We start from the raw sequence: 20,680 nt of genomic DNA, 5'->3' as shown, positions 1-20,680 counted from the left end.
CGGCGCCATGGTATTAGTGGCGCCTCGCGGCGGCGTGCTTACGCCTGCCCGCGCAAAGGGCAAGGTTCTTGGCAGCGCTACGTTTCCCCTCCTTCGTCAGTCCGGCGCGCCGCGAGACGTTCTGGCAGCTGGTCCGCTTCGGCGTGACCGGGGGGGCGATGACCGCTTTCTACGCCGCGATCTACTGGCCGCTCGCCACCTATGTCATGAACCCCAATCTGGCGGTGGTCATCGCCTTCCTGGCGGCGACGACGCTGGGGCGGTTCGCGCACGGCGCGGTCAGCTTCCGCGGCTATGGCACGCGCAATGCCGCGACGGCGCGTCGATTCTTCCTTGTCCAGCTGTTCGGGTTCGTGCTTCAGCAGGGCTTCACCTGGGTGCTGGTCACCGGCCCCTTCTTCCACGGCCCGACGTGGTGGCCGCTGGTTCCCGCCGTCTCGGTGGTGCCGCTGCTCACCTTCTGGCTGCAACGCAACTGGGTTTTTCGATAGACCATGGACCGCCGCGTCTACGACCGCATGGCCGAGCATGATTCCACCCATTGGTGGTACCGCGCGCGGCGCGACATCCTGTCCGACTATCTGACGCGGTACGCCGCGCTGCCCCGGGACGCGTCGATCCTGGAGATCGGGTGCGGCACCGGGCACAACCTGGCGATGCTGGCGCAGTTCGGCACCGTCGACGCGATCGAGATCGATCCCGCCGCGCGCGCGGTCGCCAGCCAGCGGCTGGGCCGCCCGGTGGGCGAGGCGCCGCTGCCCGAGCTGCCGGGCGTGCCGCGCGGCAGCTACGACCTGATCGCGGTGCTGGACGTGGTCGAGCATATCGCGGACGATGTCGCCGCGCTGGCCGCGATGCGCGACTGCCTGGCGCCCGGCGGCAAGGTGCTGATCGCGGTGCCGGCGCACCAGTGGATGTGGAGCGCGCACGACGTCGTGAACCACCACCACCGCCGCTATTCGAAGGACACGCTGGTCAAGGCGATCCGGGCGGCGGGGCTGAAGGAGCGCGGGCTGACCTATTTCAACTCGCTGCTGTTCCCGCTGGCGGCGGCGGCGCGCGTCGCGGGGCGGGTCACGGGGCGCGACGACAGCGACGATTCGCCCCCGGCCGCGCCGCTCAACGCGCTGTTCGAGCGGATTTTCCGCGCCGAACGGTTTCTGGTCGGGCGGGTGCCGATGCCGATCGGGGTGTCGATCCTGACGCTGGCGGAGCGGGGGTGAGGCGAGAGCCCCTCCCCTTCAGGGGAGGGGTTGGGTTGGGGCAGTCACGGGCGGAGGTCTCTGCGAGGCTACCCCCACCCCCTACCCCTCCCCTGAAGGGGAGGGGCTCGGTTCGATCACTCCCCCATCATATGCAACACCACCTGCCGCCGGTGCGGGGCGGTGCGGTGTTCGAAGAGGTACAGGCCCTGCCACGTGCCGAGCGTCATCCGCCCGTTCGCGACCGGGATCGATAGCGATACGTCGGTCAGCGCGGTCTTCAGATGGGCGGGCATGTCGTCGGGCCCCTCGTCGTCGTGTTCGTATTCGCGCGACTCGGGTGCCAGCTTCGCGAAATAGCGCTCCAGGTCGCGGCGTACCGCAGGCGCCGCATTCTCGTTGATGAGCAGCGAGGCGGAGGTGTGGCGGCAGAAGACCGTCAACAGCCCCGTTTCCATCCCCTGCGCGGCGACCCAGCGCGCGACCTCGGCGGTGATCTCGACCAGTCCCTGACCGCGCGTCGCGATCGTCAGCACGGACTGCGCCTGCCGCATCAGAACAGCCGCCCGCCGTCGGGCACGGTGACGTCTGGCGACACCAGCACGACCTTGCCGTCGGCATCGGGGAAGCCGAGCGTGAAGACCTGCGACATGAACTTGCCGATCTGGCGCGGGGGGAAGTTGACCACCGCGGCGACCTGCCGCCCGATCAGCGCCTCGCAGGTGTAATGTTCGGTGATCTGCGCCGAGGACCGCTTCGTCCCCAGCGTCGGGCCGAAGTCGATCGTCAGCTTGAAGGCGGGCTTGCGCGTCTCCGGAAACGGCTCGGCCGCGACGATCGTGCCGACGCGGATGTCGACCCTCAGGAAATCGTCGAAGGTGATCGGCGGCGCGGCCCCCGCATCGGCGTCATGCGTGACGTGCATCAGAAATCCGGGTTCTCGTAGTAATTGGGCGGCTCGATCCCGCTGATCCGCTCGGCCAGCAGCGGGCGGAAGCTGCGCCGGCTCTTGAATGCGGAATACCACGCCTTGGTATGCGCATGCCCGGTCCAGTCGATCCCGCCGAGATAGTCGGCGACCGAAATCTGTGCCGCCGCGGCGAGATCGGCGAGGCTGATCGTCGACCCGGCGATCCATTTGCGGTGATCGAGGAGGAAATCAATGTAATCGAGGTGCCCGACCGCGCTCTTCATCGCCTCGCGCAGGCGCGACGCATCGGGGGTCATGCGGTGGACGATGCGCTTCATCATCCGCTCGTCGAGCAGCGGCTGCGTCACGTCGCGGTGGAAATGCGTGTCGAACCACGCGACCAGCCGGCGAATCTCCGCGCGATCGGCGGCGGTGCCGTTGATCATCGCGGCGCGCTCCACCGTTTCCTCGAAATATTCGCAGATCGCCATCGAATCGACCAGCACGATGCCGCGCTCGTGATCGGTCATCACCGGGGTCTGCCCGGCGGGGTTCATGTCGACGAAGGCGTCGCGGCGTTCCCACGGATTCTCGCGCACCAGCTGATAGCCCACGTCCTTTTCGTTCAGGAGCGTGCGCAGCTTGCGCGTGAAGGGACACAGCGGGAACTGATAGAGCTGCCACATAGCCCGTGCTGTTAGGCGCAAAGGGCGGGGCGGGGGAAGCGCTTACATGGGAATTGATCGACGCAGGCGCGCCGTGCGACGCATCGGGCGGGTCGACTCCTTGGCCAGTTGCTGTATTAAGGCACCATGGCAGCGCTCAGCAGCGACGACTCCCCCGTATACCTCCGCCTGCGCGGCACGATCGCGGCGGCGATCCTGCGCGGGGAATATGGCGCGGGCGACCAGCTGCCCTCGGTCCGCGCGCTGGCGGCCGAGCATGGCGCGAACCCGCTGACCGTGGCCAAGGCGTATCAGAGCTTTCAGGACGATGGCTATGTCGAGGTGCGACGCGGCGTCGGCATGTTCGTGCTGGCGGGCGCGGCGGAGCGGCTGCGCGATGCGGAGCGCGCCGATTTCGTGGCGCAGCAATGGCCGCGCATCCGCGAGCGGATCGAGCTGCTCGGGCTGGATGCGGCGGACCTGCTGGAACGCCGTCCCGCGTGACGTTATGGTCGCGCGGATGACACGTCGTTCGCTTTCGATCGCCGCGGGCGGTGCGCTGCTGCTCGCCGCCTGCCAGCAGCAGCCAGCACCCCCGCCGGCCGCGACGCCCACGCCGTCCCCCTCCGCATCGCCCGGCGCGACGGCGAGCGCGGCGGCAGGTGCGCTGACCCGCTACGTCGGCAGCTATCCCAGCGACACGGTGGGCACGAGCAGCTTCCTGTCGGACCCGGCGGTGCGCGCGGCGGTCGCGTCCGCGGTCCCCGATCCGGGTATCCGCGAGCGCGTGCTGGATGCGGAGGCGACCGCGACCCCGATCGCGCTGGTCGAGGGGCGGGTGCTGTCCTACGCCTGCGAGCCGCACAATTGCGGGCCGCACAATTGGGCGATCGCGGTGACGCCGGATGCGCGGACCGCGGCGGTATGCTATTACGATCAGGATGCGCAGGAGGCGCGCTGGTACCCGCAGGGGGCGGGGCCGAACCCCGAGGGCGGTTGTCCGTCGGGGGAATAGGCGTCAACTCCGCCGGATGAGCGCGCGCGCCAGCCGGCGGTCCTCCAGCGAATAATAGAGCCAGATCGCGCCGTCCGCGACCACGACCGAGGCGGCGAAGGCGATGTCCGTCGCGCTGCGGTCGTCGACCGGGGGCGGGGTGACGAGCGGCTGGATGCCGCGCGCGACGACGCGGGTGTAATCGGCGTCGAACGCGACCCAGCCGATCCGCCAGCGCGCGTCGCGCGTCGCGCCGTTGTAGAACATCACCGGCATCGCCGGATCGTCGCGCAGCAGCGGCCCGGTCGACAGATGCCAGTCGTCCCAGCTGTCCTCGCGCGGCATGAAGGGCGTCGGCTGCTCGGTCCACGGCCCCGCCACGCCCGCGCCGATGGCCAGCCCGATGCGCGACGCGTCGTCCGCGGCATATTCGTAGAACAGCCGCCAGCGCCCGTCGTCGCTGCGATCGACCGTCGCCTCCTTCGTATTGCCCTCCGACTTGGACGAGGCGAGCGCGACGCCGCTCTTGACCAGCCGGTCGAGCGCGGGGCCCGTCGCGTAGGACAATTCGCCATGCGCATGATCGGCGAGGACGCCCGAATAATAGACGACATAGCCGTCCGCGGTGCGAACGACGGTGGGATCCTCCACCCCGCCCGCATCATGCGCGTCGGGTCCGGGGACGATCGATGGCGCGTCGAGCATCGCGAAGCGGCGCCCGTCGTCGCTCCACCCGGCCCAGATCTGCCCGGTATCGACCATCGGCTCGCCGGGGCGCGTGACCGCGCGCACCATGATGCCCCATCGCCCGTCGTCCTCGCGCCAGACGAACGGGCTCATCAGGTCGCGCGCCATCAGCGCCGGCGGGCCGTCCAGCGCGACGGTGTCGATCCGCCTGACGTTGAAATCGAGCTCGATGTCGCTGGGCGCCACATCGTCCTTGCGGTGCGGATCGGCGGTGGCGGCGGTGCCGTGCATCATGCGCCCACCGCCTGCATCAGCGACAGCCCGCCGTCGATGACGATCCGCGCGCCGGTGATGTAGCGCGCCCGGTCGGAGGCGAGGAATACCGCCAGATCGGCCACCTCCGCCGGATCGCCGGCGCGGCCCATGGGGATGTTGCGCTCCAGGCTTGCGCGATAGGCGGCGTCGCTTTGCGCGCGCGCGTTCATCGGGGTCAGGATCATGCCCGGTTCGATCGCGTTGACGCGGATGCCGCGCGGCGCCTCCTCGATCGCCAGCGTCTCGACCAGGTTCGACAGCCCGCCCTTGGCCGCGCAATAATCCGCCCCGCCCGCGCGCACGGCATAGGCGTGGATCGAGGAGATGTGGATGATCGCCGCGTCGCGCTTCGTCTCGCCGCGTCCGGTCAGGAAACGGCGCGAGGTGAGGAACGCGCCGGTCAGGTCGGTGTCGATCAGCCGCCGCCACTGGGCGAGCTGCATCGTCCGGACGGTCACCCCGCTCATGTTCAGCCCGGCGGAATTGACGAGCACGTCGGGTGGTCCCCACGCGCGTTCGACCGCGGCGAAGGCGGCATCGACCGACCCCTCGTCATCGACATGCGCCTGGACGGTCATCGCCTTGCCGCCGCGGTCGCGGACGGCACCGGCGGTTCGCTCGGCAGCGGCGGCGTCGGCGAAGTAGAGGACGGCGACGCGGTCGCCCAGCCCGCCGAAGGCGGCGGCGCACGCGGCCCCGATACCCGATTCCGCCCCCGTCACCACCACCGTCCGCCCCGTCATCGCCGCGCGCCTCCATGCTGTCGCGGCGGGATAACGAACGGGCGGGGGGTTGGTGGCACGACGACGCCGGAGCGCCGCGCAGCGCGTCAGATCGGACGGTCGGCCGCCGCGACCTCCGGATTGACCAAAGCTTTCGATTCCCGGAAATACGTGCCGCATGGACGCCGACGAACGTTTTGCCGATGATCGTCCCCTGCGCCGCGTCAATCTGAACGATCTCTACGCGCTCGACGCCATCCTGCACGCTCCCACGCTGACCGCGGCGGGACGAATGGTGTCCCTCAGCCAGCCGGCGATGAGCATGGCGCTGCGCAAGCTGCGCATCCAGTTCGCTGACCGGCTGGTGAGCTATGCGGGGGGACAGCGCCAGCTGACCCCGCTGGCCGAGGCGCTGCGCGGGCGGACCCGCCGCCTGCTGCGCGAGGCGGACGATGCCTTCCACCTGACGATGCAGTTCGACCCGGCCACCACCGAGCGGACCGTGACGATCGCGGCGCCGGAGTCGGTGCAGCTGCTGCTGCTGAGCCATGTGGTGCCGTCGTTGTTGCAGCAGGCCCCCGGTCTGAAGGTGGACCTGATGCCGTTCGATCACGGCGGCACCGAACGGATGTTCGAGCGCGGTGCCGACATGGCGCTGGTCCCCGGACAATTCGCGAGCCGCGCGCTGGCGTCGCGGCCGCTGTTCGATCAGGGCGTGGTGGCGATGGTCTGGAACCGGCATCCGCTCGCGGCGGTCGGTTCGCTCGACCGCGAGCAGTTCCTGGGCGGTCGTCACGCCGCGCTGTTCGAGCGCATCGAGCGCAACGAGTTCGGCGCGATCCTCGACGAATCGATCTTCAGCGCGCGGCGGATCGTGGTCCGCACCGGGCTGCACTCGGCGCTGCCGCGGCTGGCGGTCGGCACCGACCTGATCGTCACCGCCGCGAGCTGGCTGGCGCAGTTCCATGCCGCGATGTGGCCGCTCCAGCTGCTCAAGCTGCCCGGCGAATTCACGCTGCCCCCGGTCGTGGCGCAGTGGCAGGAGCATCGCGGCACCGACCCGATGATCCGGTGGCTCATGGCGCGGATCCTCGACGTGCTGGCCCGCAAGGGGCCGACCGACAACCGCTGGCATCAATCGCGTTGATGGCCCATCACCATTATTGATTTGTGTTGCCGGGTGATTGGGCGAAACTCGGCATCGCAGCAAAAGAAGGTCACGGGCGTCGAAGGACGTGATGCATGCCTCTTTGCCGCAGCAGGGGGCATCCGGGCATCAGGCCGATGCAGTCATCCGGCAGTCGAAGGGGCCGGTCTTCAAACCATGCCACGACGCATGGGTGCCCGGCCGCGTGCGGTCGGCACCGCCGGCGGCGCGTGGCTGGTCAACAGGGGGGAAAGACAATGCGCACGAAACGATCCATCGTCCTCTCGTCGCTTCTGCTGGGCGGCACCATCGGCACGGCCGTTCTCCTGCCGCCGACCGCCAGCGCGCAATCGCGCCGCATCACCGTCCCCGCGCAGCCGCTGGCGCAGGCGCTGCAACGAATCGCCGAGCAGAGCGGACGCCGGATCGAATTCGATCCCGACGCGGTCGCGGACCGGACGTCGAACCCGGTCGAGGGGGCCCGCAGCGCGCGCGCCGCGGTGGCCGCCGCGATCGCCGGCTCCGGACTGGCGATCGAGGAGCGCGACGGCGTCCTGCTGGTATCGGGCGATATCCAGGTGATCGCACGGCGTGACGAGGCGGAGGTCGACGCGCTGGCCAACCGCGCGACCACCTCCACCCGTACCGGCCGGTCGCTGCGCGAACAGTCGCGCAACACGCAGGTCATCACCAGCAAGACGATCGAGGACCAGCAGGCGCTGACCGTGTTCGACGCGCTGCGCAACGCGGGCGGCGTCCGCGTCAACGGATCGGCGGTGCAGGGCGGCGTCAGCTATTCGGTACGCGGCTTCGCGGCCGGCGGCATCCTCAACGGCCTGCCCGCGGCGAGCAACCTGGGCACCGCCGCCGGCATCACGCAGCCGGTCGCCAATATCGAGCGGATCGAGGTGCTCAAGGGCCCCGACGCGCTGCTCGCCGGGCGCGGCAACCTGGGCGGTACGGTCAACATCGTGACCAAGAGGCCGTTCGCGCAGCCGCTGCTGACCGCGACGGCGCAGACCGGATCGTTCGGGCAGGCGCGGCTGACGATCGACGCCAACAACGCGATCAACGACGCCAAGACGCTGAGCGCGCGCGTCATCGCGGTCGCGGCGACCGCGGACCGCAACTACGGCGGCTATCGCGGCGACGAGGATTATCTGTTCGCGCCGTCGATCCGCTTCAAGAACGGCAATACCGACGTGCTGCTCGGCGCCTCCGCGGCAAACCAGATTTTCGGACGGCCCGCCTATACCGTCTTCAACTTCGCCACCGGCCGAATCATCGACCGCCCGGTCGACCAGCCGATCCTGGGCCGCGACCAGTATTTCCAGGTATCGAGCACCCGCCTGTTCGGCGATGCGACGCAGCAGGTGGCGAGCTGGCTGACGCTGGTCCTTCGCGGCCAGCACGAGGTGCAGCAATTCGACAATGCGTCGGTGGCGCCGTTCGGCCTGATCCCGGCGGAGCCCGGCGACGCGTTCGTCTCCGCCCTTCGCAACCGCCAGCGCGGCACCGGCGACGCGGTCGACGGCTACGCCCGCGCCACCTTCACGACGGGTCCGGTCAAGCACTCGATCATCGCCGGCCTGACGAAGACCTGGAACAAGACGACACAGTTCAACGTCGACGGCGGGTTCACCGACGTCGTCAACCTCCTGACGCCGAGGGTGATCCCGATCCCGACCGGCAATTTCGACTTCAGGAACACCGTCACCAACACCCAGTTCGGCCAGTACGGCCAGTACGTCGCCGAATTCTGGAAGCTGACGCTGCTGGCGGGCGTGCGCCGCAACGAGACGAAGACGACCGTGTTCCGCGGCGCGACCAGCCGGTTCAACACCTCCGAGGCGGGGGACGGGACGACGCCGGACTTCGGCGCGGTGCTGGACGTCACCAAGAACCTCTCGCTCTTCGGCAATCTGGTCTACGGCTACGTCCCGACGATCCTGCTCGACGCGGAGGGCAACGCGCTGCCGGACATCAGGTCGCGCAATCTGGAAGGGGGCCTGAAATGGGACCTGTTCAACGACCGCGCGGTCGTGAACCTGTCCTATTTCGTGATCCGCCAGAGCAACGTCCTCGTCACCAATCCAAGGAACCCCGACTTCCTGATCGCGCAGCCGGGGCAGGAGAGCAAGGGCGTCGACTTCAACATCACCGGCACCATCCTGCCCGGGCTGACCGCGCAGGCGAGCTTCGTTCGGACCGACTTCAGCAACATCGAGCCGCTGGAGTTCGGCAACGTCATAGCGGCGCAGCCGCGCGACCAGTACAGCGTCTTCCTGAACTACACCAAGAAGATCGGCGGCGAGAACAGCCTGGGCTTCGCCGGCGGGTTGTACGGCAGCTCCAGCTCGGCGGTGGACACCCGTGGAACGCTGTTCGTGCCCGGGACGCGGCAGGTGGACCTCAACCTCTTCGCCAAGGTCGGCCGCTTCGACCTGAACCTGGGCGTGCGCAACGTGTTCGACCGGGTCAATTACGGCCCGACCTTCTCGAACAGTGCGGTGCCGGTACTGGAACCGCGCAACTGGCGGCTTACGGTCGGCTACCGCTTCTTCTGAGTCGATCGCCGGAGCCAGCCCCATGCTACCCCAACCCCACGGCAAGGAGGCCCGTCGCGAGACGGGCCTCGACGCGCCGCAGCCCGCGGGCGAGCGCTGGCGCCACGGCTGGAGGCTGCTGACGTCCTATTGGACCTCGCCCGACTGGAAGGCGGCCTGGGCGCTGCTGATCGTCCTCCTCGCGCTCCAGTTCGGCAGCGCCTGGGTCTTCATCGCCGGCAACCGCTGGCAGCAGGCGTTCTTCGACAGCCTGGAGCAGCGGCAGGCGTCGCAGTTCGTGCCGCTGCTGTTCAGCTTCGCCATCATCATGGCGATGCAGATCGTCCGCACGCTGATCGACACCTATGCGCGCATGGTGCTGGCGATCCGCTGGCGCACCTATATGACGCGGCGCTACCTCGACCGCTGGATGACGAACAACCGCTTCGCCGAGATCGAGCGGTTGCAGGTGATCGACAACCCCGACCAGCGCATCGCGGTCGACATCGCCGACGTGACCGGCACCAGCCGCAACGGCGACACCTCGCTCGTCACGCTGGCGCTGGGCTTCGTCGGCATGATCGTCGGGTCGGTCAGCTTCGCGATCATCCTGATGGAGACGGCGGCGCCGATCCGCCTGTCGCTGTTCGGCCGCACGCTGTCGATCCCGGGCAGCACGATCTGGTATGCGGTCGCCTTCGCCTTCGCAGGCAGCTGGGTCATCTCCCTGATCGGGCGCCCCTATGTCCGTGCGCGGATGCGCGACCAGCATTACGAGGCGGATTTCCGCGCCGGGCTGATCCACGTCCGCCGCAACGCCGCGCAGATCGGCTTCGTCGGTGCGACCGCGACCGAGCGCGAGGCGCTTGGCACCGCCTTCGCCGCGATCCGCCGCAACTATCGCAGCCTCATGTACGGCCTGCTCGGCATCCAGACCGGACAGGGCATCTACGAGCGGCTGAGCAGCATGTTGCCGCTGTTCCTGCTCGTGCCGCGCTACTTCGCGGGCGCATTCAGCTTCGGCCAGATGATGGGCGCGCGCGACGCCTTCCAACAGCTTGTCATGCAATTGTCCTATGTCGTGCAGAGCTACGGCATGATCGCGTTCCAGATCGCCAGCCTGAACCGATTGAAGGCGCTGGACGACGCGATGGACCTGAAGCGCCCGCGCGGCATCGACTTCGCGACCGGGACCGCCGCCGGCGTCGCGCTGTCGGCGGCCGGGTTGCGGCTGCACCGCCCGCACGGCGCGTCGCTGCTCGACGTCGGCGACTGGACGGTGCGCGAGGGCGAACGCTGGTTGGTCGAGGGTCCCTCGGGCGCGGGCAAGAGCACGCTGCTGCGCGCGATGGCGGGGCTGTGGCCGGACGGCGCGGGCGCGGTCGCGATGACCGGCGAGGGCGTCGTCATGTTCGTGCCGCAGCGGCTGTACCTGCCGCTCGGCACGCTCAAGGCCGCGATCTGCTTCCCCGACGCGCCCGAGGCGCACGACGATGCCGCGATCGCGGCGCTGCTGGCGCGCGTGCGGCTGGCCGACCATGCCGACCAGCTCCACGCGCTGCGCATCTGGCAGGACGAGCTGTCGCCGGGCGAGCAGCAGCGGATCGCGTTGGCGCGCATCCTGCTCCACCGCCCGACGCTGCTGGTGCTGGACGAGGCGACCAGTGCGCTCGACGGCGACAACGCGCGCTTCTTCCACCGCGAATTGCTCGCCGCGCTGCCCGGCGTGACGCTGGTCAGCGTCGTCCACGACGACCGGCTGCGCGGCTTCTACACCCACAAGCTGACGATCGAGGGCGCCATCGCCACGGGCGCGGCGGTCGAACGGGACGATCGATGACGACGGCGCGGCACTATACCCAGTGGAGCGAGGCCGCGCTCCGCGATGCCGCGGCGGCGGCGGTCGAGCGCGCGGTGGCGCTCGGCGCCGATGCCGCGAGCGCGAACGTGCGGGCGGGCGGGGGCGTGCGCTTCGTCGCGCGCGGCGGCACGATAGAGACGCGGCTGCGCGACGGCTACCAGTCGCTCGGCGTCACCGTCTTCCGCGACGGACGCAACGGCAGCGCCTCGGCGACCGCGCTCGATTCCGCCTCGATCGCGCGCGTTGCGGAGGAGGCGGTCGCCATCGCCCGGCGCGTGGAGCCGGACGCCGGCACCGGGCTTGCCGATCGCGACTGGCTGGCGTGGGACGGCGCGATGCCCGCGCTCGACGCCGGCGACCAGCCGGAGGCGGACGAGTTGATCGCGACCACCACCGAGATCGAGGCCGGGGCAGCGCGGCACGACGCGGGCGTGCGCGTCGTCGAGGCGGGCACCACGTCGCAGGAGGCGCTGATGGCGCTGGCGACCTCGGACGGCTTCTGCCGCAGCGCCGCCTCCTCGCTCCACGGCCGCTGGCTGGTCGTGATGGCGCAGGGCGCGGGCGGCGCGATGCAGGATCACGCCGACGGCTACGAGCGCCGCCTCGCCGACCTGCCCTCGGCGGGCGCGCTCGCCGCGCAGGCGGTGACGCGCGCGACCGGGCGGCTGGGCGCGCGCGCGATGCCGGGGGGGACGATGCCGGTGCTGTTCGACCCGCGCGTGGCGCCCGCGATCGTCGGCGATCTGGTCGGCGCGCTGAGCGGCGGGTCGCAGGAGCGCGGCACCACTTTCCTGCGCGACGCGATCGGACGGGCGGTGGCGGCCGATCATCTCGACCTGATCGAGGATCCGTCCGAACCCTATGGCATGGCGAGCGGCGGCTTCGACGCGGAAGGAGTCGCGGGATCGCGCCGGCCGGTGGTCGAGGGCGGGGTCGCCACCGGCTATTTCCTCGCCACCCGCTCCGCGCGGCGGCTGGGGATGCGCTCGACCGGCAACGCCAACGGGCCGTGGAACCTGTCGCTGCGCAGCCGCCTGCCGGGCGGGGACCTCGACGCGATGCTGGCGCGGCTCGGCGACGGGCTGTTCGTCACGCACCTGCTGGGCGGCGCGACCGACCCCGTCACGGGCAACTGGACCCGCGCGGTGGCGGGGTTCCGGGTCGTCGGCGGGCGGATCGACCATCCGGTGATCGATGTCACGGTCGGCGGCGACCTGGCGCGGATGCTGCACGCGATCGTCGCGGTCGGCGACGACGTCGAGCGCCACGGCGCGATCCGCAGCGGATCGATCCTGATCGACGGCATGACCGTGGGAGGCACGGCATGATCGACATCCCGATGGAGATCGCCGGAGCCGCGATCCTCTCCCCCGCCGGGCTCGACGAGGCGGCGATCGGGCGCGCCATGGCCGCGCTGGTGCCGACCGGCGCGGACCTGGCCGATATTTATTTCGAGGCGGTGAAGACGCGGCGCTGGCGGCTGGAGAACGGGCGGGTCGTCGGCGGCGGGTTCGAAATGCGGCAGGGCGTCGGCATCCGCGCCGCGCGCCACGGCGAGGTCGCCTTCGCGCACAGCGCCGACCTGCGCGAACCCGCGCTGCTCGACACCGCGCGGGCGGTACGCGCGATGATGCGCCACGGCGATGCGGCACCGCCGGTCGCGGCGGTGCCGGTGGCGCGCGTCGGCGGCCACCACGGTCTGTACCCCGTGGTCGACCCGGTCTCCGCCCCCGACGCGGCGGCGTGGATCGCGCTACTGGAACGTATCGACGCGCTCGCGCGCGATGCCGATCCGCGGGTCGAGCGGGTCGATGCCGGCATGACCGCCGCCGATCAGGTCGTTCTCGTCATCGGGCTCGACGGCCGGATGCACGCCGACGTGCGCCCGTTGCTGCGCGTCGGGCTGACCGTGGTAGCGCAGGCGGGCGACCGGCGCGGGCGCGGCAGCGCGAGCCTCGGCGGCCGGCACGACCTCGCCGCGCTGGACGAGGAAGCGCTGCGCCGCACCGTGCGCCGCGCGGTCGAGATCGCGACGGTTAACCTCGACGCGTACCCGGCGCCCACCGGCACGATGCCCGTCGTCCTTGCCCCCGGCTATCCCGGCGTGCTGTTCCACGAGGCGGTCGGCCACGGGCTGGAGGGCGACCACCACCGCAAGGGCATTTCGGTCTTCACCGGGCGCATGGGGGAACGGATCGCCGCGCCCGGCGTGACGGTGATCGACGACGGCGGCCTTTCCGGCCGTGCCGGATCGGTCGGCATCGACGACGAAGGCACGCCCGCCGACCGCACCGTCCTGATCGAGGACGGCGTGCTGGTCGGGCTGATGCAGGACCGGCTGAACGCGGGGCTGATGAACGCGCGGCCGACCGGCAACGGGCGGCGCCAGTCCTACGCCCATCTGCCGATGCCGCGGATGACCAATACCTTCCTGGCGGCGGGCCGCGACGATCCCGCGGACATCCTCGCGTCGGTCGATCACGGCATCTACGCGGTCGAGTTCGGCGGCGGGCAGGTCGATATCGTCAGCGGGCGGTTCAATTTCAGCACGACGCAGGCGTTCCTGATCGAGAACGGTCGCGTCACCGCGCCGATCGACGGCGCGACGCTGATCGGCGCGGGCGACGAGGCGCTGCGGCACATCGGGATGATCGGGTCCGACCTCGCGCTCGACAGCGGCGAGGCGTCGTGCGGCAAGGAAGGACAATGGCTCGACGTCGGCGTCGGCCAGCCGACCGTCAGGATCGACCGGATGATGGTCGGCGGGCGCGCGTAAAGGGAGTGATGACGATGGGAACGATCGCGCTGGACGACGCGGCCTTTGCCGCCCGCGTGCTGGCGCCGGACGCGGGGGTCGTTCTGGTCGATTTCTGGGCCCCATGGTGCGCGCCGTGCCGCGCGCTGGCGCCGGTGCTGGAGGACCTCGCGGAGGATGTCGCCGGACGCGCGACCATCGCCAAGGTCGATGCCGAGGCGCATCCCGCATTGGCCGAGGCGCACGGTGTCCGCGCGCTCCCGCAGCTGATCCTGTTCCGCGACGGGCGCGAGGTCGCGCGCGTCGCGGGCATGGCGTCCCGCCTGCGCCTGGCGCGCATGGTGGAGGAGGCGCTGTGACGGCGTCGACGACGACGGCGGAGGTCGCCGCGACGAGGAGGTCGCGGTTGCTGGCGCGCATCGATCGCATCATGTCGGTGGAGGACGAGCGTCCGGCCGCCCCGCTCGCCACCGCGCTCGCCGGCGACGATGCGGCGGACCTGCGCCGCTTTCTCGATCTCACCCGGACCGTGATCGACATGATCGATGCCATCGCGGCGGCGATGCGCACGCCGGACGCGGCGCGCATCTTCGTCCGCGGCTGTGTCGCGGCGCGCCCGTCGGGACCACGCGCGCGCGACGTCGCCAATTCGCTGATGATCGATATGCTCGATGCGCCCGAGGCCCGATACTGGCGCGGCGACGTCGCGGCGATGCTGATCGACCTCCACCGTCGCGGCGGTTCGGATGCCGAATGGAAAGCCGCGCGTGACGCCGTCCTGTCCGCCGCCGACACCGCCGTCGATCCGCAGCAGGACGCCGTGGCCGCCCTGTGGGAGGCAGCCGCCTGGCCCGCGGACGAGGGGCGGTCGGTCCTCTCCTCCACCTTCCGCGCCTGGCGCGGGCTGGAGCTGTACGCCGATCACTGGTCGCGCGAGCAGGAAGCGCGGGCGCAGGCCACGCTGGAGACGATCTGGCAGGCGCAGGAGGAGCGGCGCGCTCGCGGCGAGCATCCCGATTATCCGGCGCTGTTCCGCGACCGCGACCCGGCGCTGTTCGACGGCTTCGAGCGCAACCTCAGGTGGGTCAACCGCCACGGTCAGGTGCGGGTGAAGGCGCTGGCGCAGCGCTGCATCGCCCTGCTGGCGAACCAGTGAGCGGCCGGGGCGCGACCCTGCGCCGCGCCGCCGCGCTGGTGCTGGCGCTGCTGCTGCTCCCGGTCGCGCTCCATGCCGCGACGCCGGAGGATGCGCAGCGCTTCACGCTTTCCAACGGGTTGCGCGTCGTGGTGGTGACGGACCGGGCGGCGCCGGTCGTCAGCGTGACGGTCGCTTACGGCGTCGGATCGACCCACGAGCCCGCCGATCGCGCCGGGTTCGCGCATCTGTTCGAGCATCTGATGTTCAACGGGTCGCAGAATGCGCCGGGCAATTACCTGACCCGACTGACCGAATTGGGCGATCCGGGCGTCAATGCGACGACCGGCACCGACTATACCACCTTCTACGAAACGGTGCCGACCGCTGCGCTGGAGAGGGTGCTGTTCCTCGAGGCCGACCGGATGGGGCATCTGGAGGGCGCGATCGACCGCGCCGCGCTCGACGTCAATCGCGCCATCGTCCAGAACGAGCGCCGCCTGACCGATGCGCAGGCCGGCAGCGCGATCCACGAGCGCGTGCTCGCGACGCTCTTCCCGCCCGGTCACCCGAGCGGCCATACCGTGCTGGGGTCGATGGCGACGCTGAACGCCGCGACCGTCGCCGACGTGCGCGACTGGCACCGCCGCTTCTACACCCCGCGCAACGCGGTGGTGGTGCTGGTCGGGGACATCGACCTGGCGACCGCGAAGCGGCTGGTCTCGCGGCATTTCGGCGCGCTTTCCCCCGGCCCGCCGGTGGTCGCGCCGCCCGCTCCCGTGCCGACGCTGCCCGCGCCGGTCGCGATGACGCTGGCCGATGCCGTCACCGCGACCGAGGTGACGCGATACTGGGCGGTGCCGGGGGCCGGGCGGCCCGACGGGCTCGCGCTCGACATGGCGGCGAAGACGCTGGGGACGCTGTCGGGCGCGTGGCTCGACGGGGCGCTGGTGCGGCGCGAGCGGCTGGCGAGTTCGGTCTTCGTCGCCTCGGGCGGATCGAACCGGACCGGCATCTTCCGCATCGCCTATACGGTCGCACCCGGCGTCGAGCCCGCGCGCGTCGCCGCCCGGCTCGACGCGGTGCTGGCCCGGTTCCTGAAGGAGGGGCCGACCCGCGAGGAGATCCGGCGGGTGACGATGCGCGAGCGTGGGCTGCGCACCCTGTCGCACGAATCGAGCACGGCGCTGGGCGGCGACATCGCCGCGGGCGTGCTGATCGCGGACGACCCGCTGTACGGCGGCCGGATGCTCGACGCCGCCGCGGCGCTGACCCCCGCCGCGATCCGCGAGGCTGCGCGACGCTGGCTGACGCGGCCCGCGCTGACCGTGACGGTCGTGCCCGGCCCCGCCGCCGCGCACCGCGAGGCCCCGGGCGCGACCGCTGCGCCATCGCCCGCACCGGCCGCGCCGGTGGCGCCGACCCCGCACCTCGCGCTGCCGCCGATCGGCCCGCCCGCGCCGTTCCGCTTTCCGGCGGTGCGCCGCACGACGCTGTCGAACGGGATCATGGTGGTCCATGCGCAGCGCCCCGACACGCCGATCACCCGGGTCGCGCTGGTGCTGGACGCGGGGGCGGCGATCGACCCGCCGGGGGCGGGCGGGACGCAGGACCTGCTGCTCGCCACGCTGCGACAGGGCACCGCGACGCGCAGCGCCGACGCCATCGCGCGCGAGACCGAGATGCTCGGGATCAACTGGCTGTTCGATGCCGGCGACGACCGCACGAGCGCGACGCTGCACGTGCCCACCGCGACGCTGACCCCGGCGCTGGCGCTGTTCGCCGACGTGATCCGCCGCCCCGCCTTCGCCGCGGAGGCGGTGGCGCGCCAGCGGCAGCTTCTCGCCGGGCGCTTCCGCCAGCAGCGCGACGAGGTCGATGCGGTCGCGGGACGCGTGCTGGAGCGACGTTTGTGGGGCGAGGGCTCGCCCTATGCCAATGCCGCAGCGATCGATCCCGACCGGCTGGCGCGCACGACCGGGGACGAACTCGCGGCGCTTCACCGCGCCTGGTTCCGCCCCGACAAGGCGATGCTCTTCGTCGTCTCCGACCTGTCGCTGGAACAGGCGCGCGCTGCGCTGGAGGCGGCGTTCGGCGACTGGCGCGCGACCGGCGCTGCGGGGCGCAAGCCCGAGGCGACCCTCGCGCCCGCACCGGCCGCGCCGCAGGTGGTGCTGATCGACGCGCCCGGCAGCGTCCAGACGCTGATCGCGGCGGCGTTTCCCGCACCGGCGAAGGCGCAGGACGACCTGTTCGCGCTCCAGCTCGGCGCCGATGCGCTCGGCGGCGCGCGCGGGCGTATCAACCTCGACCTGCGCGAACGCCATGGCTGGACCTATGGTGCGGGCGGCGCCTTCGTCCGGCGCGACGCCGGGATGACGTGGCAGCTGCGCACCGCGGTCCAGACCGATCGCACCGGCGCGGCGATGGACGCGATCCGGCGCGAGGTGACCGACTTCGTCGGCGAGCGCCCGCTGACGCAGGAGGAACTCGACAGCCGTATCCACACCGCCGAGGCGCGGCTGCCAGGCGCCTTCGCGACCGGCGACAGCGTGCTCGCGGCGATGCGGTCGAACGTCGCGCTCGGGCGGCCGGACGACTTCCAGGCCGCCCTGCCCGCGCGCTACGCCGCGCTCCGCCGCGACGACGTGGTCGCGGCGCTGCGCCGCGCGATCGACCCGACGTGGCTGACCTGGATCGTCATCGGCGATGCCGCCGCGATCCGGCCGCAGCTGGGCCCAGGATGGCGCATCACCGGCAACCCGGCGCCGTCCGTCACGACCCCGCGGTAAGCGGGCGGTCGGTCAAGGGGACCGACCCGGTGAGGCGGCGCGGAGGGCGCCGCGCGCTTCAGAACTTCACCCGAACGCCCGCGCGGAATTCCCGACCGATCGTGTCGTAGAGGAGCGCGTTCACCGGCGCGTTGAAGAACGGCTGGTTGATGGGCGCGACGATCACGGGATCGCGGTTGAACAGATTGTCCACGTTGAAGAAGAACTCGCCTCCTCCGCCGACGCCCTTGAACTTGATGGACGTCGCCAGATCGAAATAGACCGCATCGCCGATCCGGTTGTCGGCGAGGTCGGCGGCGGTGAACGCCCTGTCGTACACCCCGGACGAAGTGTAGCGCCCGGTGAACACCGCGGTATAGGGTCCGACCGCCAGGCCGACGGAGCCGTTCACGCGCCAGTCGGCGATGCTGCCGCCGGGCGGGTTGACGCTGTTCTCGCCACCGAGCTGGTCGACCGAAATGCCGTCGTTCAGCGAGCGTTCGATCACGTGCGTGGCCAGTGCCCGCACCGTGATGCGGGCGTCGGGCGCGATCTCGCCGTTGTAGCTCGCCTCGATGTCGAACCCCTTCGACCGCTCCCGGGCCAGGTTGATCGGGCTGCGGGTGATCGCGGTGATGACCCCGGCGGCGTTCCTGGTAATCAGGTTGCATACCGCGGTGTTGCCGGCGTTGCAGTAGTTGACGACCGCCTGCGTGGAGGGGGTGAGGATCGCATCCGCGATCTTGATGTCGTAATAGTCGAACGACACGGTGAAGCCGGGCAGGAAGGTCGGGGCGAGGACCACGCCGGCGGTGAGCGTGTCGGCGCGCTCCGGATCGAGCGCCTGGTTGCCGATCGTGGTCGCGACGATGTTGCCCGTGGATACGCCCCGGTCGATCACGGTCTGTCCGATCGACTGGACGCCGCCCAGGTAGAGGTCGTTCAGGTTGGGCGCCCGGATGTCGCGCGACCGCGTGAAGCGCAGCCGGATGTCGCGGACCGGATTGTAGGTGGCGCCGACCTTCCAGGTCGTGACCCCGCCGCTCGTGCTGTAGTGCGTGTAGCGCACCGCGCCGTTCAGGTCGGCCGACTGCGCGAACGGCAGGTCGCGCGCGATCGGCACGACCACCTCGCCGAACCCCTCCCCGAGATCGTAGGAGCCGTTCGTGGGCTTGTAGTTGCCGGCGAAGAAGTCGTTGGCCTGGGAGATGGCGTCGGACGTGCCGGACACCTTCTCCTTGCGGTATTCGCCGCCGAAGGCGACCGACACGGGGCCCGCCCAGGTCGAGAACGGCTCGCCCTGCACGGTCACCGCGCCGACGGTCTGCTCCAGATCCAGCTTCAGCCGGGCGGTCCCGGCCGAGTAGGCGATCGCCTCGGGCGTGTTCACCCCGCTGCCGAAGACGTTGTAGGGTACGCAGCCGTCGGTGGGGTTCGTGAGCGTCGAACGGCAGACGATCTGCCCCGCTGCGTTGCGCACCGCGTCGACGGCCAGCGCGTAGCGCGAACGGATCTGGAGGTTGGAGACGGAGGTGTCGAAAGCGGTCTTGCCGTACTGTCCATAGGCATCGACGGTCCATCCGCCGCCGAGATCGCCCTTGAGTCCGCCGACGTAGCGGGTGAGCTCGCGCTCGTTGCGCGACGTGAACCGGCCGAGATCGGGATTGAACGTGCCCAGCAGGAACGACGTCTGACCGGCCGCGAGGAGCCGGGTGCGAAGGGTGGGATCGAGGAAGGCGTTGTCCTGCTGGATGCGCACGTTGCCGAACGCCCAATTGTAGGCGGACTGCGGCTTGGCGAGACCCCGGCCGTAATTGAACTCGCCGAACAGCTCGAAGCCGGTCGCGATCTCGAAGCTGACGCGGCCGAAGGCGGTGATCTGCTCGACGGGGGCCTCGAGCGAGTAGAAGGCGGCGAGGTCCTGTCGTTCGCCGCCGATCGTGTACATCGCCCCGGCGGGAGTGCCGAACACGCGGCGTCCGATGGACCCGCCCTCGCCGAACTGCGTGCCCGCCAGCACGCCGGAGGTGATGAGGCCCCCGAACGAGGCGTTGGCGGTGTTGACGTTGTCGGCGAGGATGAGGCGGGGCTGCGTTCCGCCGGCCACGAAGGCGGGATTGGCGATGATCTTGGCGCCGTTGAACCACGGGCGGGAATCGGCGCGCGAGACGCCGGCCGTGTCGGTGTAGGAGCCGCTCACGATGATGTGGCCGCGGCCGCCGGCGAACGACTTGCCCACCGCCGCCTCGACCTTGCTCTTGCGATCGTCCCCGTAGGTGCTGATGCCGCTCTGCACCTCCAGCTTCACGCCGGTGAACCTGGTGTCCAGGACGAAGTTCACGACGCCCGCGACCGCGTCCGAGCCGTAGGCGGCCGACGCGCCGCCGGTGACGATGTCGACGCGCGAGATCAGGGCGGAAGGGAGCGTGTTGGCGTCGACCAGTCCCTCGACGCTCGATCCCACCACCCGGCGACCGTCGAGGAGCACGAGCGTGCGGCTCGCGCCCAGGCCGCGCAGGTTGAGGAAGTTGGATCCGGCGGTGCCACTCGACACCGTCGTCGTCGCCGCGCGCGGCGTGGCGGAGCCCGCGAGTTGCGGGAGGTCGTTGACGAAGTCGGCCACGTTGGCGGGCGCGTTGGAGGCGAGGTCCTGCGCGCTGACGACCGTCTCCGGCGTCGGCGCCTTGTAGCCGTTCCGCTTCACGCGCGATCCGGTCACGATGATGTCGGCGGCGTTGGCCGGCGCCTGCTCCTGCGCGGTCTCCGCGACGGGCGCGGCCGGCTGCGGCACGCCGGCGGGCTCGGCGGCGGGATCGGGGGTCGCCGCGCCGATCGGCGGCTGCTGCGTCTGCGCGACGGCCGGCGTGGCGAGGGCGACGCTCATGGCGAGCGCGCTGACCGCGATCCACTTTCGCGCGGCCGGACCCTTTTCGATGAAGCTCGTCATGATGATCCTCTCCTGGATTCACC

At 70.9% G+C, this 20,680-nt stretch carries 18 protein-coding genes and 1 pseudogene; 13 read left to right on the top strand and 6 right to left on the bottom strand.

Annotation, left to right across the window (positions count from 1 at the left end):
* Positions 1-68 precede the first annotated feature (68 nt).
* Both PGN23_RS17635 and PGN23_RS17630 read left to right on the top strand, forming a co-directional pair.
* Positions 69-491 (top strand): GtrA family protein, encoded by a 423-nt coding sequence (locus tag PGN23_RS17635; protein WP_335304405.1) that lies wholly within the window; start codon positions 69-71, stop codon positions 489-491.
* A gap of 3 nt (positions 492-494) precedes the next feature.
* A complete protein-coding gene (locus PGN23_RS17630; RefSeq protein WP_335304404.1) occupies positions 495-1,223 on the top strand; it encodes a class I SAM-dependent methyltransferase in 729 nt (242 codons plus the stop codon).
* A 116-nt stretch (positions 1,224-1,339) separates the two neighbouring features.
* Here the strand turns inward: PGN23_RS17630 and PGN23_RS17625 are convergent, their stop codons facing one another.
* Genes PGN23_RS17625 through PGN23_RS17615 form a run of 3 tightly spaced genes read right to left on the bottom strand, consistent with a single transcriptional unit; the run spans position 1,340 to position 2,798 of the window.
* Positions 1,340-1,756, bottom strand: a complete 417-nt coding sequence (locus PGN23_RS17625; protein WP_335304403.1) for a secondary thiamine-phosphate synthase enzyme YjbQ — start codon at positions 1,754-1,756, stop codon at positions 1,340-1,342.
* Entirely contained in the window at positions 1,756-2,127 is a 372-nt protein-coding gene (locus PGN23_RS17620) for a tRNA-binding protein (protein WP_335304402.1), read from the bottom strand. Before PGN23_RS17620 ends, PGN23_RS17625 begins: the two co-directional genes overlap by 1 nt.
* A complete protein-coding gene (locus PGN23_RS17615; RefSeq protein ID WP_335304400.1) occupies positions 2,127-2,798 on the bottom strand; it encodes a glutathione S-transferase family protein in 672 nt (223 codons plus the stop codon). Before PGN23_RS17615 ends, PGN23_RS17620 begins: the two co-directional genes overlap by 1 nt.
* A 126-nt stretch (positions 2,799-2,924) precedes the next feature.
* Between PGN23_RS17615 and PGN23_RS17610 the strand changes: the two genes are divergently transcribed.
* Both PGN23_RS17610 and PGN23_RS17605 read left to right on the top strand, forming a co-directional pair.
* The gene (locus tag PGN23_RS17610) at positions 2,925-3,281 is read left to right on the top strand and encodes a GntR family transcriptional regulator (protein ID WP_335304399.1); all 357 of its coding nucleotides are present in this window, start codon (positions 2,925-2,927) and stop codon (positions 3,279-3,281) included.
* Between the two features lie 16 nt (positions 3,282-3,297).
* Positions 3,298-3,792, top strand: coding sequence for a hypothetical protein (locus tag PGN23_RS17605; RefSeq protein WP_335304397.1), 495 nt, complete (start codon positions 3,298-3,300; stop codon positions 3,790-3,792).
* Positions 3,793-3,795: 3 nt separating this feature from the next.
* Here PGN23_RS17605 and PGN23_RS17600 read toward each other — a convergent pair whose 3' ends face one another.
* Together PGN23_RS17600 and PGN23_RS17595 are read right to left on the bottom strand one after the other, a co-directional pair.
* Positions 3,796-4,749 (bottom strand): glycosidase, encoded by a 954-nt coding sequence (locus PGN23_RS17600; protein ID WP_443019819.1) that lies wholly within the window; start codon positions 4,747-4,749, stop codon positions 3,796-3,798.
* A complete protein-coding gene (locus PGN23_RS17595; RefSeq protein WP_335304394.1) occupies positions 4,749-5,516 on the bottom strand; it encodes an SDR family oxidoreductase in 768 nt (255 codons plus the stop codon). The genes PGN23_RS17600 and PGN23_RS17595 overlap by 1 nt, the downstream gene beginning before the upstream one ends.
* Before the next feature lie 157 nt (positions 5,517-5,673).
* On the opposite strand from PGN23_RS17595, the gene PGN23_RS17590 reads away from it, so the two are divergent.
* From PGN23_RS17590 to PGN23_RS17555, 9 genes and pseudogenes are all read left to right on the top strand, one after another.
* Positions 5,674-6,642 (top strand): LysR family transcriptional regulator, encoded by a 969-nt coding sequence (locus tag PGN23_RS17590; protein WP_335304392.1) that lies wholly within the window; start codon positions 5,674-5,676, stop codon positions 6,640-6,642.
* 257 nt (positions 6,643-6,899) lie between these two features.
* Positions 6,900-9,209 (top strand): TonB-dependent siderophore receptor, encoded by a 2,310-nt coding sequence (locus PGN23_RS17585; protein WP_335304391.1) that lies wholly within the window; start codon positions 6,900-6,902, stop codon positions 9,207-9,209.
* Positions 9,210-9,231: 22 nt separating this feature from the next.
* Positions 9,232-11,028 (top strand): ABC transporter ATP-binding protein/permease, encoded by a 1,797-nt coding sequence (locus PGN23_RS17580; protein ID WP_335304390.1) that lies wholly within the window; start codon positions 9,232-9,234, stop codon positions 11,026-11,028.
* Positions 11,025-11,306 (top strand): annotated as a pseudogene (locus PGN23_RS18460) (PmbA/TldA family metallopeptidase); the annotation flags it as partial. The gene PGN23_RS17580 and the pseudogene PGN23_RS18460, both read left to right, overlap by 4 nt.
* 78 nt (positions 11,307-11,384) lie before the next feature.
* On the top strand, positions 11,385-12,377 hold the full coding sequence (locus PGN23_RS17575) for a TldD/PmbA family protein (protein ID WP_443019817.1): 993 nt from the start codon (positions 11,385-11,387) through the stop codon (positions 12,375-12,377).
* Positions 12,374-13,825 (top strand): metallopeptidase TldD-related protein, encoded by a 1,452-nt coding sequence (locus PGN23_RS17570; RefSeq protein ID WP_335304387.1) that lies wholly within the window; start codon positions 12,374-12,376, stop codon positions 13,823-13,825. The genes PGN23_RS17575 and PGN23_RS17570 overlap by 4 nt, the downstream gene beginning before the upstream one ends.
* Before the next feature lie 8 nt (positions 13,826-13,833).
* Complete coding sequence (gene trxA / locus PGN23_RS17565; RefSeq protein WP_335304385.1) at positions 13,834-14,163, top strand: thioredoxin; 330 nt, start codon at positions 13,834-13,836, stop codon at positions 14,161-14,163.
* Entirely contained in the window at positions 14,160-14,960 is an 801-nt protein-coding gene (locus tag PGN23_RS17560; RefSeq protein ID WP_335304383.1) for a hypothetical protein, read from the top strand. The genes trxA and PGN23_RS17560 overlap by 4 nt, the downstream gene beginning before the upstream one ends.
* On the top strand, positions 14,957-17,731 hold the full coding sequence (locus PGN23_RS17555) for a M16 family metallopeptidase (protein ID WP_335304382.1): 2,775 nt from the start codon (positions 14,957-14,959) through the stop codon (positions 17,729-17,731). Before PGN23_RS17560 ends, PGN23_RS17555 begins: the two co-directional genes overlap by 4 nt.
* 58 nt (positions 17,732-17,789) lie before the next feature.
* Here PGN23_RS17555 and PGN23_RS17550 read toward each other — a convergent pair whose 3' ends face one another.
* The gene (locus tag PGN23_RS17550; protein ID WP_335304381.1) at positions 17,790-20,657 is read right to left on the bottom strand and encodes a TonB-dependent receptor domain-containing protein; all 2,868 of its coding nucleotides are present in this window, start codon (positions 20,655-20,657) and stop codon (positions 17,790-17,792) included.
* Positions 20,658-20,680 lie beyond the last annotated feature (23 nt).

This window comes from Sphingomonas adhaesiva, assembly GCF_036946125.1.
Lineage (GTDB): Bacteria > Pseudomonadota > Alphaproteobacteria > Sphingomonadales > Sphingomonadaceae > Sphingomonas > Sphingomonas adhaesiva_A.
This window is presented reverse-complemented; position numbering and strand designations above follow the sequence as displayed.

Excerpts from the sequence above, each read along its gene's own strand:
- PGN23_RS17590 (WP_335304392.1), top strand. The coding sequence starts at position 5,674 with ATGGACGCCGACGAACGTTTTGCCGATGATCGTCCCCTGCGCCGCGTC.
- PGN23_RS17570 (WP_335304387.1), top strand. The coding sequence starts at position 12,374 with ATGATCGACATCCCGATGGAGATCGCCGGAGCCGCGATCCTCTCCCCC.
- PGN23_RS17600 (WP_443019819.1), bottom strand. The coding sequence starts at position 4,749 with ATGCACGGCACCGCCGCCACCGCCGATCCGCACCGCAAGGACGATGTG.
- PGN23_RS17625 (WP_335304403.1), bottom strand. The coding sequence starts at position 1,756 with ATGCGGCAGGCGCAGTCCGTGCTGACGATCGCGACGCGCGGTCAGGGA.
- PGN23_RS17595 (WP_335304394.1), bottom strand. The coding sequence starts at position 5,516 with ATGACGGGGCGGACGGTGGTGGTGACGGGGGCGGAATCGGGTATCGGG.
- trxA (WP_335304385.1), top strand. The coding sequence starts at position 13,834 with ATGACGATGGGAACGATCGCGCTGGACGACGCGGCCTTTGCCGCCCGC.
- PGN23_RS17605 (WP_335304397.1), top strand. The coding sequence starts at position 3,298 with ATGACACGTCGTTCGCTTTCGATCGCCGCGGGCGGTGCGCTGCTGCTC.
- PGN23_RS17620 (WP_335304402.1), bottom strand. The coding sequence starts at position 2,127 with ATGCACGTCACGCATGACGCCGATGCGGGGGCCGCGCCGCCGATCACC.
- PGN23_RS17615 (WP_335304400.1), bottom strand. The coding sequence starts at position 2,798 with ATGTGGCAGCTCTATCAGTTCCCGCTGTGTCCCTTCACGCGCAAGCTG.
- PGN23_RS17630 (WP_335304404.1), top strand. The coding sequence starts at position 495 with ATGGACCGCCGCGTCTACGACCGCATGGCCGAGCATGATTCCACCCAT.
- PGN23_RS17580 (WP_335304390.1), top strand. The coding sequence starts at position 9,232 with ATGCTACCCCAACCCCACGGCAAGGAGGCCCGTCGCGAGACGGGCCTC.
- PGN23_RS17575 (WP_443019817.1), top strand. The coding sequence starts at position 11,385 with ATGCCCGCGCTCGACGCCGGCGACCAGCCGGAGGCGGACGAGTTGATC.
- PGN23_RS17585 (WP_335304391.1), top strand. The coding sequence starts at position 6,900 with ATGCGCACGAAACGATCCATCGTCCTCTCGTCGCTTCTGCTGGGCGGC.
- PGN23_RS17550 (WP_335304381.1), bottom strand. The coding sequence starts at position 20,657 with ATGACGAGCTTCATCGAAAAGGGTCCGGCCGCGCGAAAGTGGATCGCG.
- PGN23_RS17610 (WP_335304399.1), top strand. The coding sequence starts at position 2,925 with ATGGCAGCGCTCAGCAGCGACGACTCCCCCGTATACCTCCGCCTGCGC.